This window comes from Hydrogenophaga sp. LT287, assembly GCF_055702805.1.
On sequence record NZ_JBVPZC010000051.1, the window covers coordinates 1 to 13,545 of the forward strand.

Annotated in this window: 11 protein-coding genes; 5 read left to right on the plus strand and 6 right to left on the minus strand. The window is 61.4% G+C overall.

What is annotated here, in order from left to right:
- The 3 genes from AC0GNR_RS18780 to AC0GNR_RS18790 form a co-directional block, all read right to left on the minus strand.
- Positions 1-761, minus strand: a 761-nt coding sequence (locus AC0GNR_RS18780) for an electron transfer flavoprotein subunit alpha/FixB family protein (protein ID WP_472902153.1), incomplete at its 3' end; no start/stop codon positions are given.
- An 11-nt stretch (positions 762-772) separates the two neighbouring features.
- The gene (locus AC0GNR_RS18785; RefSeq protein ID WP_472902152.1) at positions 773-1,522 is read right to left on the minus strand and encodes an electron transfer flavoprotein subunit beta/FixA family protein; all 750 of its coding nucleotides are present in this window, start codon (positions 1,520-1,522) and stop codon (positions 773-775) included.
- Positions 1,523-1,566: 44 nt separating this feature from the next.
- Complete coding sequence (locus tag AC0GNR_RS18790; protein ID WP_305336114.1) at positions 1,567-5,052, minus strand: indolepyruvate ferredoxin oxidoreductase family protein; 3,486 nt, start codon at positions 5,050-5,052, stop codon at positions 1,567-1,569.
- Positions 5,053-5,166: 114 nt separating this feature from the next.
- On the opposite strand from AC0GNR_RS18790, the gene AC0GNR_RS18795 reads away from it, so the two are divergent.
- From AC0GNR_RS18795 to AC0GNR_RS18805, 3 genes are all read left to right on the plus strand, one after another.
- Entirely contained in the window at positions 5,167-6,111 is a 945-nt protein-coding gene (locus AC0GNR_RS18795; RefSeq protein ID WP_304834675.1) for a LysR family transcriptional regulator, read from the plus strand.
- A gap of 63 nt (positions 6,112-6,174) precedes the next feature.
- Entirely contained in the window at positions 6,175-7,029 is an 855-nt protein-coding gene (locus AC0GNR_RS18800) for an SDR family oxidoreductase (RefSeq protein WP_304834677.1), read from the plus strand.
- 11 nt (positions 7,030-7,040) lie between these two features.
- Positions 7,041-7,778, plus strand: coding sequence for an SDR family oxidoreductase (locus AC0GNR_RS18805; protein ID WP_304834679.1), 738 nt, complete (start codon positions 7,041-7,043; stop codon positions 7,776-7,778).
- Positions 7,779-7,859: 81 nt separating this feature from the next.
- Here AC0GNR_RS18805 and AC0GNR_RS18810 read toward each other — a convergent pair whose 3' ends face one another.
- Positions 7,860-8,810, minus strand: a complete 951-nt coding sequence (locus AC0GNR_RS18810) for a VOC family protein (RefSeq protein ID WP_305336113.1) — start codon at positions 8,808-8,810, stop codon at positions 7,860-7,862.
- A gap of 168 nt (positions 8,811-8,978) precedes the next feature.
- Entirely contained in the window at positions 8,979-9,206 is a 228-nt protein-coding gene (locus AC0GNR_RS18815) for a ferredoxin (RefSeq protein WP_304834682.1), read from the minus strand.
- 340 nt (positions 9,207-9,546) lie between these two features.
- Here AC0GNR_RS18815 and AC0GNR_RS18820 point away from each other — a divergent pair, with 340 nt between their 5' ends.
- On the plus strand, positions 9,547-10,371 hold the full coding sequence (locus tag AC0GNR_RS18820) for an IclR family transcriptional regulator (protein ID WP_472902324.1): 825 nt from the start codon (positions 9,547-9,549) through the stop codon (positions 10,369-10,371).
- 1,067 nt (positions 10,372-11,438) lie between these two features.
- Here the strand turns inward: AC0GNR_RS18820 and AC0GNR_RS18825 are convergent.
- Complete coding sequence (locus tag AC0GNR_RS18825; protein WP_472902325.1) at positions 11,439-12,422, minus strand: IS5 family transposase; 984 nt, start codon at positions 12,420-12,422, stop codon at positions 11,439-11,441.
- Positions 12,423-12,530: 108 nt separating this feature from the next.
- Between AC0GNR_RS18825 and AC0GNR_RS18830 the strand changes: the two genes are divergently transcribed.
- Positions 12,531-13,545, plus strand: a 1,015-nt coding sequence (locus AC0GNR_RS18830) for an IS630 family transposase (RefSeq protein WP_472902326.1), incomplete at its 3' end; no start/stop codon positions are given.

The following is a 13,545-nucleotide window of genomic DNA, read 5'->3' on the forward strand; positions in this document are numbered from 1 at the left end:
AGCTGCGGCGCCACGATCTTGCCGGTCTGGCCCACTTGCCAGTCGTTCGGGGCGTAGCCCGCGTCCACGGCAGCGCGGCTGGCGCCCAGTGCAGCGCCCAGCTTGTCGGCCAGCGGCGTCATCACTTCGTTGAACTTCTCGGCGCTGCCCAGCGCCCGGCCACCGCTGACGATGATCTTGGCGGCGGTGAGTTCGGGGCGGTCGCTCTTGGCGATTTCGCTGCCCAGGAAGGTGCTCTTGCCGCTGTCGGCTTGTGCCGCTGCGGTTTCCACGGCGGCGCTGCCACCGGTGGCGGCGGCCGGGTCAAAGCCCGTGGTGCGCACGGTGATGACCTTGGTCGCATCCAGGCTCTGCACCGTGGCCATGGCGTTGCCAGCGTAAATCGGGCGTTCAAACGTGTCGGCAGCAATCACCTTGGTGATGTCGCTGATCTGGCCCACGTCGAGCTTGGCGGCCACGCGCGGGGCGATGTTTTTGCCGCTGGCCGTGGCCGGGAACAGGATGTGGCTGTAGTTGGCGGCGATGGCCAGCACCTGAGCGGCCATGTTTTCGGCCAGGCCGTGGGCCAGGTACTCGGCGTCGGCATGGATGACTTTGGACACGCCGGCGATCTGGGCGGCTGCTGCGGCAGCGCCTGCGGCGTTGTGCCCGGCGATGAGCACGTGCACGTCACCCCCGCAGGCTGCGGCGGCGGTCACGGTGTTGAGCGTGGCGCCTTTGACGGCGGCGTTGTCGTGTTCGGCAATAACGAGTGCGGTCATGTTGTTGGTCCTCAGATCACTTTAGCTTCGTTCTTGAGCTTGTCCACCAGGGCGGCCACGTCGGCCACCTTGATACCGGCACCGCGCTTGGGCGGCTCGCTGACCGTCAGGGTCTTGATGCGTGGGCTCACGTCCACACCCAGGTCTTCGGGCTTGACGATGTCCATCTGCTTTTTCTTGGCCTTCATGATGTTGGGCAGCGTCACGTAGCGCGGCTCGTTCAGGCGCAAATCCGTGGTGACGATGGCGGGCAGGCTCAGCGCCAGCGTTTCCAGGCCGCCGTCCACTTCGCGGGTCACATGCACTTTGCCGTCCACCACTTCAACTTTGCTGGCGAAGGTGCCCTGGGGCAAATCAGCCAGCGCCGCCAGCATCTGGCCGGTCTGGTTGCAGTCGTCGTCAATGGCTTGCTTGCCCAGAATCACCAGGCCGGGCTGTTCTTTGTCCATCAGCGCCTTGAGCAGCTTGGCCACGGCCAGTGGCTGCAGTTCTTCGGCGGTTTCCACCAGGATGGCGCGGTCGGCGCCAATGGCCATGGCCGTGCGCAGGGTTTCCTGGCACTGCGTCACGCCGCAAGACACGGCGATCACTTCGGTGGCCACGCCCTTTTCCTTCAGGCGCACCGCCTCTTCCACGGCGATCTCGTCAAACGGGTTCATGCTCATCTTGACGTTGGCAATGTCCACACCGCTGCCGTCGCTCTTGACGCGCACCTTGACGTTGTAGTCCACCACGCGTTTGACGGGGACGAGGATCTTCATGGGTATCTCCTGTGTATGGGATCGCAACGGGGTTCTGAACGACTTCAAGCTTGTGGAAGGCCGGTTTTCGCTTTCCAGCGTGTCATGAGTTCGGGCAGTTTCTTCAGCATCGCCTGGTGCTCGCGAGCCTTCACATGGCCGTAGCCCCGCACCTGCTGAGGCAGGCGGGCGAGCGCCAGCACCTCTTGAAGGTTGTCGCGGCCCAGGCCTTGAAGCAGACCATTCACCAGCGCTTCAAAGTCTTGAACGGCCGCGCGCTCTTCGCGCCGCTCCTTGGTCCAGCCAAACGGATCGAAAGCGGTACCGCGCAGGAATCGCATGCGGGCCAGCAGGACAAAAGCCGTTTGCACCCACGCGCCATAGCGCTGTTTCACCGGGCGACCTTGGGCATCGCGGCGCGCGAACAGCGGCGGCGCCAGGTAGTAGCTGAGCTTGAAATTTCCTTCGAAGCGCTCTTGCAACCGAGCATGGAAATCGCTGTCGGCATGCAAGCGGGCCACCTCGTATTCATCTTTGTAGGCCATCAGCTTATAAAGGCTCACCGCGACCTCGCGCGCCAGCCGATCCCCGCCCACGCTGGCTTTTTCGGCCTCGGCAACCCGTTGAACAAACTTCACGTAATGCCGGGCATAGCGGGCATTCTGGTAGCCGGTGAGCCGCTCGGTGCGGTCTGACATGAGCTTGGCCAGCGTGTCCGCCTTCGGCGGCATGAGCATGACCTTTTCATCGGAGGGCAGCCCCGCTGCGCGGCGCACCACCGCCAGATCCACCGCCGCCTGACGCCCCCAGGCAAACGCGGCCCGGTTCATGCCCACAGCGGCGCCGTTGAGTTCAATGGCGCGCAACAACGAAGCCTCCTTCAGCGGAACCCAGCCCTTTTGCCAGGCAAAGCCCAACAGGAATACATTGGTGGCCACCGCGTCGCCCATCAGGGCGACCGCAAGGCGCGAAGCTTCGAAGGCATCGACCTCCTCCGCCGCCGAACGGACACGCTCCAGCATCGCCTCGGGCGGGGCCTGCCAGTCGGGATCGCGGGTGAAGCTGCCCGTGGGGGCCACATCGGTGTTCATCACCGCATGGGTGCGCCCTGCGGCCATGGACGCGAGGGCATCCCCCGCGGCGGCCACCATCAGGTCGCAGCCGAGCACCACATCCGCCTGACCACGGGCCACCCTTGCTGCGTGCAGTTGGGCCGGATCGGCCGCAAGCCGCACATGGGACATCACCGCCCCGCCCTTCTGCGCCAGGCCCGCCATGTCCAGCACCAGCACGCCCTTTCCTTCCAGGTGCGCCGCCATGCCCATGAGCGCCCCGATGGTCACCACCCCGGTGCCACCGACCCCCGCCACCAGGATGTTCCAGGGGCGTTCGAGCTCAAGCCAGGCCGGCTCTGGAAGATCGGTGGGCGGCACCACGCGCTCACGCTGGGGCTTTCGCAACTCCGCCCCTTCAAGAACCACAAAGCTGGGACAAAACCCGCGCACACAGGAGAAGTCTTTGTTGCAGCCGCTCTGGTCGATCTGCCGTTTCCGGCCCAGCGGTGTTTCCAGAGGAAGGATGGAGACACAGTTGGACTGCACACCGCAGTCGCCGCAGCCTTCGCACACGGCTTCGTTGATGACCACCCGGCTTGCCGGATCGGCCAAGGTCTTCTTCTTGCGCCGACGCCGCTTCTCGGCCGCACAGGTCTGGGCGTACACGATCACCGACACCCCTTTGACTTCGCGCAACTGCCGCTGCAGCGCATCCATGGTGTCCCGGTGCGACACCTTGACGCCTTGGGGGAAGTCGTCCAGCGACTGAAATAGATCGGGTTCATCGCTCACCAGGTGCAGTTCCTTCACACCTTCGGCAGCCAACTGCCTCAACAACTGGGGCACCGAAGGTGCGCCTTCGACCGGCTGCCCGCCCGTCATGGCCACGGCGTCGTTGACCAGCAATTTGTATGTGATGTTCACTCCGGCGGCCACCGAGGCCCGGATGGCCAGAGACCCCGAATGCATGTAGGTGCCGTCGCCCAGGTTGGCGAACACATGCGGCGTGTCGGTGTAGGGCGCCTGCCCGATCCACGGCACCCCTTCGCCCCCCATCTGGCTGAACGTCTCCGTCCGTCGGTCCATCCACATGGACATGTAGTGGCAGCCGATGCCCGCGAGCGCACGCGAGCCCTCGGGCACCTGGGTGCTGGTGTTGTGCGGACAGCCGGAGCAGAAATACGGAAGCCGCTGTTGCATAGAGGCATCTGCCTTGGTCAGGGTCGTGGCCACCGCATGGCGCTCGATCCACCCTTGCACCGATGCCGGAAGCGCGTCATGCCCGAACACCTTGGCCATGCGTGCGGCCATCACATCGGCGATACCAGCGGGTGTTAGCTCACCGTTGGGCGACAGCAAAATGCCGCTGCTGGGCACCTGAACCCACTCGCCCGATTCATCGTATTTGCCGACCACGCGAGGGCGGTGGGGTTCGTTGTAGAGGTGCTCCTTGATCTGGTATTCCAGCACCTGGCGCTTTTCCTCCACCACCAAGATCTCGTCGAGACCCCGCGCGAACTCGACCACGCAGGTCGGCTCCAGCGGCCAGACCACGCCGATCTTGAGCAACCGCAGACCCAGCGCCTGCGCCGCCGCTTCATCCAGGCCAAGCAGCGACAAGGCCTCGCGCACATCCAGGTAGCTCTTGCCGGTGGTGCAGATGCCCAGACGGGCCTCGGGGGCCACCCAGTCTTGGCGGTTGAGCTTGTTCAGCCGCACGTATTCGAGCAGGGCATACAGGCGCTCGCGCTGCAGCCGGTTCTCCTGCTCCAGCGGAGGGTCTGGCCAGCGTATCGAAAAACCGTCAGCGGGGATCGGATAGGACTGGGGAATCTGGATCTCGACCGACATCGGGTCGATGTCGAAAGACGACGAAGACTCGACCGTGTCGCTGATCACTTTGAAGCCCACCCAGCACCCCGAATAGCGCGACATGGCGTAACCGTGAAGTCCGAATTCGATGAACTCATTCACACCCGACGGGTGCAACACCGGGATCATGGCGGCGATGAATGCGTGCTCGCTCTGGTGCGGCAGGCTGGATGACTTGCACGCATGGTCGTCTCCCGCCACCAGCAAGACGCCCCCGTGTTGGGCACCGCCCGCGATGTTGCCGTGTTTGAAAACGTCACCGCTGCGGTCCACGCCCGGTCCCTTGCCATACCAGAGGGCAAACACACCATCGACCCGCGCCTTCGGATCCAGGCTCACCATCTGCGTGCCCCAGACCGATGTGGCCGCCAGCTCTTCGTTCAGCCCGGGTTGAAAGCGCACCTTGTGCTGTTCCAGCAGCGTCCGGTTCTTCCAGAGTTCTTGATCGACCGCGCCCAGTGGGGAGCCGCGGTAGCCGGAGACAAAGCCTTCTGTGTTGAGACCGGCGGCCTCGTCTCGGGCCTTCTGCGCCAGCAGCAAGCGAACCAGCGCTTGCGTGCCGTTCATGTAGACCCGGCCGGCGGGCAGCTCGTATTTGTCGGAGAGGGCAACGGAATGGGTCATGCGTGGGTGTCTGCCGCTCGCGCAGCACATTTAGTTGTACAGTTATTTATATTTTGTTCATAATAAATGGCATAGTCGAATTCAATTTTTGAACTTCACATATTGGCTTTCCCAATGTCTGCCGGCCTTCCCGCCCTGCCCCGCTTCACGCTGCGCCAGCTGCACTACTTTGTGGCCGTGGCCCGCTGCGGGCAAATCTCGGCGGCCGCCAACGAAATTGGCCTGTCGCAGTCGGCCATGACACTGGCGATCGCCGACCTGGAACATGCCATGGGCACGGCATTGTTGGCGCGAGGGCGGCAGGGCGTCACGCTCACCCTGCAGGGGCAAAGCTTCCTGCAGCACGCCGAATCCGTCTTGAGCATGGCCAACGAGGCCGCTCAATTTCCCTTTCGCGGACGCGACCTCGAAGGAAGGCTGGAACTGGCTGCCACCTACACCGTCCTGGGCTACTTCCTGTTGCCCGCCCTCGCGCGCTTTCGAGAGCTTTACCCGCGCATCGAACTCTCACTGGTGGAGCTGCCGCGCAAGGACATCGAAGCCAGGCTGGTGAGTGGACAGCTGGACATGGGCGCGGTTCTGCTGTCCAACCTGGAAGCGCCCGAGCGCTTGGAAACCCGGGTACTGGGGCGGTCCCGACGCCAGCTCTGGATGGCCGCGAACCATGATTTGGCGGGCCGTGGCAGCGTGAGTTTTGAGGAATTGGCGACGCTCCCCTACATCCTGCCCACGGTGGATGAAGGTGACCGAAATGCGCTCCGCTACTGGGCCGACGCCGGGCACACGCCCCGCAAGGTCGTACGGACCTCTTCCATGGAAGCGTTGCGGGAGATGGTCGCACTCAATCTGGGGGTGACCATCCTGTCAGACATGGTGTTCCGACCCTGGTCCCTGGACGGGCGGCGCATCCACGCCGTCCCCATGGACGCGCGGCTACCCGTCATGGAAGTCGGACTGGCTTGGTCTTCGAGCACCCCACTCAGCCCTTGCGCAGCGGCGCTGGAGCAGTTCCTGGGTCGTTCGTTCGCCAGCGGAATGTTGACGGCGGGAAAACATTAATGTGAACAGTTTTATGTTTTCTGCCTACAATAATTAAAGCATCCAGCACAACCAGGAGACAACATGCACATCGATCTGAGCAACAAGCGCGTCATCGTGACGGGCGCTTCCCGCGGCATTGGCCGCGCCATCGCCAAGGCCTTCGCGCAGGAAGGCGCCCGCGTTGCGGTCTGCGCCCGCACACAGGCCGACATCGAGGCGGTGGGCGCCGAACTGGCGGCGACCGCACAGGCCGTCATTGCGCGCGCCGTGGACGTCACCGACACCGCTGGCGTGAAAGCTTTTGTGGATGAGGTTGCAGCCGCCTGGGGCGGCGTGGACGTGTTGATCAACAACGCCGGCCAGGGCCGTGGCGGCAACCTGGACACACTCACGCCCGAGCAGATCCTGGAACACGCGAACGTGCTGCAGATGGGCCACTTCCGCTTCATCCAGGCGGTGGTTCCCCACATGCGCAAACAGCGCTGGGGGCGCATTGTCGAAATCAACGCGCTGGCCGGCACGCAGATCACCCCCGATGGCATTCCGTCCGTGGTGAACCGTGCGGGCTGCATCGCGATGTCGAAGTCCTTGGGCATGTCACTGCCGAAAGACAATATTCTGGTCAACACCCTCAACATGGGCTGGATCGACACCGGGCAGTGGGACCGCCACTACCGCGAAATGCCGGTCGGCACGCCGCGTGAAGAGTTCGATGCCATGGTCCTGAAGGTGGTGCCCCTGGGGCGCTTCGGGAAACCGGAAGATGTGGCCGGCATGGCCTTGTTCCTGTCGAGCGACTACGCCAGTTTCATCAGCGCGGCATCGATCGACATCGCAGGCGGCATGGGTGGGCAGATCGCTTACTACCCCACCCTCAAAAGGGACTTTGGCGCCGCCATGGCGCAGCGCTACCCCACGCAAGACACCCAAGCCTGAGGGGTCTTCACATGAGTGAAAAAACACGCCCCCTGGCAGGCAAGGTGGCCGTGATCACGGGCGCATCGTCCGGCATCGGCGAAGCCATTGCCCACGAACTCAGTGCGGCTGGCTGCCGTTTGGTGGTGACCGCGCGGCGCGCCCAACGCTTGCATGCGCTGTGCGCCAGGCTGTCCGGCCCTGCCGTGCCACTGAGCGCAAAGATTGACGATCCAGCCACGGCCCAGGCGTTGCTGGAGACCGCCCATGAAAACTACGGCCGTGCCGACATTCTGATCAACAACGCAGGCATGCTGGTGAGTGGCCCGCTGGAGACCATCGACCTCGATGGACTGATGCAGATGACACGGACCAACTACGACGCCGTCGTGCGGACCTCCTATGTGTTCGCGCGTGCGTTCAAACAGCAGGCCGCTGGCTCCATCATCAATGTGTCCAGCGTGGGTGCCTACCTGAGCCATTCGTCCATGGGGGTGTACGCCGGCTTGAAGCAGGCTGTGGAGATATTCAGCACAGCCCTTCGCGTTGAGCTCAAGGGCAGCGGTGTTCGCGTGGGCACCATCGCGCCCGGTACCACAGACACCGAAATCTTTGATCGGTTGCGGGCCTCAGGTCAACCGGTGCGGGCCGACCAGACCCCTGCATTGCAACCGCTGGATGTGGCGTCTTCCGTTCGCTACATGCTGGAACAGCCGGCGCACGCAAACGTGGCTCGCCTGCTGTTGGTGTCGTCTGCAGAATCGGTCTGAAGACACCGCAACAGCCCTTGAGGAACCGACCGCCAAAGAGGCAGAACCTCTTGAACTGGCGCCCAAGGCGCCAGTTGCAGTTCAATTCCGCTGCTTGTACTGGGCCAGCTGCTCTGGCTCCATGAGCTCTTCGGGTGTGCGTACGCTCGGGCCAAGAATCGGACCCACCACCTCGTGTCCCCAAGTGCTCAGTTTCTCGGGATTGAGCTCAAAACCATCGTCGTGCCAGGGCTCCAGTTCGGTGATGGTTTCAAACGCAAAACCACCCGGAGAGAAATGGTAGAAGGAGGCATGCGGGTCCTGCGAATGCTGGCCGAGCGTCATCATCATCGGGATTGCGCGCTGCTTGACGATGTCGTAGGTTTCACCGACATCGCGCAGGCTGCTCACAAACAGTCCCACGTGCTGGACGCCCATTTTTCCGGGCCCATAACCATACGCAATGTCGTGGCTGGTGTAGCTGTTCAGCTTGGCGCGGTAAAAAGCCGTCTGGCCTTTGCCAGCGCCAGGACCGTAGTAGTGAAAGCCCATGAGCTTGATGAAGAAGTCCTGCAGCTCGGGCGGCCATTCCGGTGTGATCACCACCAGATGACCAAGCCCCCGGACCCCGGCGACGAAACCCCCGTGAGGACGGCCTGGTATGAAAGAACGGGGCATCCATTTCTGGCCATGAAACATCTCGTGCTGGTAGCCGACCGGATCACGAAAACGACACACACCCTTCACGCCACGCTGTTCACACAGTGCGGCATCACCCATGGTGACCTCCACGCCATGCTCCCGAAACCGGGCGATAGCGGCCTCGAACTCGATCTTCCCCTTCGCCTCCCAACCAATGTAGGCCAAACGGTCGATCTTGCCGGGATGGAAGGCAAACCTGTGGCGCCGATCATCCGTCCGGAAGTACAGCGAATCCGGATCTGAAGCGGGGGATTGCCCGATCTGGAAGCCCATGACCTGGGGTCCGTACTCTCGCCACTCATCGACCTTGGTGGTCTCGAAGCCCAGGTAGCCGATGCCTATGATGTCCATGATGATGTTTTCAAATGAATGACAAAAGCCGATGCACCCGCACACGGGCCATCAGCGACAGCCAGACATGTCGCGAGAGGTCCATGAGATCCCGTCCATGAACATGATCTGGTCCAAGATGGTTTTTTGTTAAACCTGAGCCTCAACGGTGCTGAAGTCCTGTGGAGGTCAAGGCTGAATTTCTTCGAGGACCAGTGCCTCTGCAGGGCAAGCGGCAGCCCCTTCCTTCGCCTCCTCTTCCATCCCCCCAGGGATGATCTCGGAGTCGACAAACACCAAACCGTTCTCGTCCAGCTTGTACACCTCAGGGCAGAGCTGTGCGCACAGCCCGTAGCCACAACAACGGCTGCGATCAACAATCACCCGAAACACTGGGGATTTTTCGTTCGAACTCATGATTTTTTCCTTTCAATGCGGCAAGTCCACCCCGGACTGCACAGACAACATATGCACATTATTCAGCAATGTGTCACTTTTTATCCTAGGGTTCTCCCTAGAAGACACCCCCACGCTTATCTCAGGGTGCTGCACAAGATCTGATCCAGAGACGGCTACACATCAAAAACAGGCAGCGCTCCCTACCGCGGGATGATTCATGACTCCATTCAGAATCCATTTCGCCACTTAGAATGGTCGTCGCAGCAATCCTGATCAGAGATTCTGTGACGTGGCGTTTATCTGACGCCTTTCAAGCTGTCACCCCTTCAACACGCCCCTGTTCAACATGGAATCCGTAGTGACCGAGGACAAAGCAAAGCCGGGCAGAGACCGAACTTTGGTCGATATCCCCAAAAAAGCAAGCCCTGGCCAGGGCGTGATCGTGAAGCCGGTGGTCAACGCCATCGGCATACTCCGATACCTCGCGCACAAAGGGGCACCAGAACGAGCAGCAGACATTGCCAGGCACCTGGAAATCAACCCCAGTACCTGCTTCAACATCCTTCGGACCCTGGTCTCGGAAGACGTGGTCGATTTCAACCCGCTGTCGAAAACGTATTCGGCCGGACTGGGCTTGGCGCGACTGGCCGAGCAACTGGTGACGCAGGGGCAACGCGTGCAGTTGGCGCTGCCATTCATGCGCGAACTCGCCATCGAACGCGGCATCACCGTCACGCTCTGGCGTCGCTTGGGCAATGACAGGATCGTGCTGGTCAGTTCCGAATCCAGTCCCACGGATCTGCACATCTACATGCCGATCGGTCAACGACTCCCCATCCTGATGGGTGCCAGCGGCCGGCTTTTCATTGGACAGATGAACCTGTCGGAAGATGATCTGCGTGCAGAGTTTGCCGGCATTCGATGGGCACGCCCACTTTCGTTCGAAGAGTACCTCGACCAGGTTCATCTAGCCCAACACTGCGGATGGGCTGTAGACGATGGGTATTTTTCCGAAGGCGTGTTGGCCATCGCAGCGCCAGTCTGCGACTCCGCTCAGAACATCGCCTACACGGTTTCGGCGGTCATGATCCGCAGCCAGCACGGCGACACCGAGGCACGGATCAGGGTACTTGGAGAATCACTGAGGGAATTGGGCAAAAGGCTGGAATCCGTCCTGTTCTGAGAACAGGCTTCCGAAGCGCACACATTGACCTCGATGGTCGATGTTTGGCAGCTTCACGGTTTCAGGATGCGACAGGCTCAACCACGCGACCCATCACGACGGTGAAACGCGAGAGGCGAGTGCCACCCCGCAATCACTCTCGGACTTAACGGAATCCTGAAGAGATCACCACCCACAAATCACCCGAGTGCGAAGGAACGTGTGCGTGCGTGTGGTCGACCTGAATGTTCTGAGGGGTCTCGGTCTCTGAGAAATGCCACAGACCAGCGGCCAACAAGGACAGACCCAGAACCATCGTGAAAGTCAAGGATGCAGCGTGCATTTTTGTCTCCATGGCACAGTCCTCAAGAGGCAGGACGATGACGATCTCGGAAAATACCGAGTCACTTTTTTTAAAAGTGTACTAATTTGACCCTCGTTCGTCAAAGCAAAATCGATCCTTTCCGACGCCGTTCGCCCAACTCAAGGGTAAACACCGAGGCTCTGGGGTTCACCGGATCTGATGGCCGAACACGGGGGCACAAGCTGACATGGCCCTCAACTGGTCCGCGGCAACGACGCGGTCCACAGAAGGGCCAGTAGTTTCCTGAAATGCCTTGTGGCACTGGTCTGGAGCCAGGCTTGTTTGCAGCGCCCACCAACGCGAGGGGGAGATCGGGGGTGCCTGAAATTCTGCGTGCGCTTATTCAGCTGCTGAACCGCTGCTCCATCGCTCAGGCCTTGTCAAAGCTCACCCCGTTTGTTGAGCACGTCGTGCACGGAGATGAATTTTCACGGGCTGCAACATGTGCGCCAGCCACCCCCGTCGGACACTCGGGTACTCCCTGCCCGACACGCCCCCTGCAGATGGCCACGAGCCACCCGGAACTCGGGAACTGGCTCCTCAAACCGTTTCTGTTCAGAAATGACGGCAAACAAGGGTCAACCCTAGGGAAGGTCTGCACAACACCCGTTCTCGCGCGCGTTGATGCGCGTGATTTCAGATGACGGCATTTTTCGGCTCACTCGGCTTGTTTCAGGGTCGAATTCACCCCCGCACTGGGCCCTTGGGCCTTTTGCGGGCGCACTCATGCCCGCATCGCTCTCAAAAGCGTTCGACGCGCCGTCCACAGATTGGAGAGGGCAAACAGGGTGTGCAACTGCGCCGTGTTTTTCTTCAGCCCGCGGTAGCGGACCTTGATGTGCCCGAACTGGCGCTTGACCACCCGGAACGGGTGTTCGCCAATGGCCCGGATGCGGGCCTTGGTCTGCTCCAGCTTGTCCATGATCGCGCCCATGGGCGTGCTCTTGTCCAGCGCCTTGCGCTTGCCCGGGCGCATGGCCACGTGCCAATCAATATCCATGCTCTGGGTCTCTTCGCGCTTGTTCACGCCCTGGTAGCCCGAGTCGGCGAACACGTCGGTTTCCTCGCCGTGCACCAGCGCGTGCGCCTGCGTGACATCGCTGACGTTGGCCGCCGTGCCTACCACCGTGTGTACCAAGCCCGACTCGGCGTCCGTGCCGATATGCGCCTTCATCCCGAAGTACCACTGGTTGCCCTTTTTTGTCTGGTGCATTTCGGGGTCACGTTCGCCGCTGCTGTTCTTGGTCGAACTCGGTGCCGCGATCAATGTGGCATCGACCACCGTGCCGCTCTTGAGCAGCAGGCCTTTGGCGGTGAGCATGGCGTTGACCGCGGCCAAGATTTGCACGCTCAGTTCGTGAGCTTCGAGCAGGTGACGAAACCGCAAGATGGTGCTCTCATCGGGCAGGTTATCTTCACCCTGGTCCAGCTTTACGAACTCACGAAACATCGGTGTGTCGTAGAGCGCCTCTTCCATCGCCGGGTCCGAGAGGTTGAACCATTGCTGAAGGAAGTGGATGCGCAGCATGGTTTCAACCGCAAAGGGCGGGCGTCCGCCTCTGGCGCTGCGCGTGGCAGCGTGCGGGGCAATCAGCGCCACCAGTTCTGCCCAGGGCACCACCAGGTTCATCTCGTCGAGGAACTCGCGCTTGCGCGTGCGCTTGGTCTTGCGCTCGAATCCCGTCTCACCAAGGCTGATTTGTTTCATGACGTTCATACAGCACAACGCGTGCCAGCTGGGAGGTTTTGCAGAGATTCCCTATAGATAAGGCCCGTTAAAGTCTGAACTTTGCCTGATTTTCGCGATCAGAGTGTCATGGAAAAAGAAAGCGCAAGAAGTCAGACACTGGGGCAACTTCACGAACGGCGCAAACAGGTCGTGAGGCTGTACAGACAAGGCACCAAGATCATGCAGATCGTCACGATGACGGGGCTGAGCTACCCGACAGTGCGAACGGCTATCGATCTGTTTGACGCTGGCGGCTGGGGTGCGATACGTCCCGCTGTTCGTGGACGAGCCAGAGGCGATGGCCGGGTGCTCGGTCAGGCGCAGGAAGACACCATCCAGCGCCTGATCATCGACAAACGCCCCGAGCAGCTCAAGATGGATTTCAGCTTGTGGAGCCGGGCCGCAGTGGGTCAGCTCATCGAACAGGAATTTGGCATCAAGCTGCAAGTGCGCAGCATCGGCAAGTACCTCACCCGCTGGGGCTTCACACCGCAAAAGCCCATCAAGCGCGCTTACGAGCAAAGCCCTGCTGCCGTGCAGGCTTGGTTGGAGGGCGAGTACCCCGGCATTGAGCAGCGCGCCAGGGCCGAGGGGGCCGAGATTCACTGGGGCGACGAGACGGCCTTGGTCAACACCGATGTGCGCGGCAGGAGCTTCGCGCCAGCGGGCAAAACACCGGTGGCCATGGCCGTGGGCGGCACCCGTCAAAAGCTCTCCATGATTGCCACGGTGACCAACCAGGGCAAGACGCGGTGGATGATCATTGACGAGGCTTTCGATGCTGAGAAGCTCATCGAATTCCTACAAGCTTTGATCAAGGACGCGGGTAAAAAAGTCTTTCTGATTCTGGACAACCTGCGGGTCCACCACAGCAAGCTGGTGAAGGCTTGGGTGGCTGAGCGGCAGGACCAGATCGAGTTGTTCTACCTGCCCAGCTACAGCCCACAGCTCAACCCAGAGGAGCGGCTCAATGCGGACTTGAAGCAGGAGATGGGCAAGCGCGTGCCGGTGCGAACCAAGGCCAAGCTACGCGATGCGGCCAACGATCACATGGCGATGCTGGAGCAAAACCCCGAGCGCGTCATGAGCTACTTCCAGGACC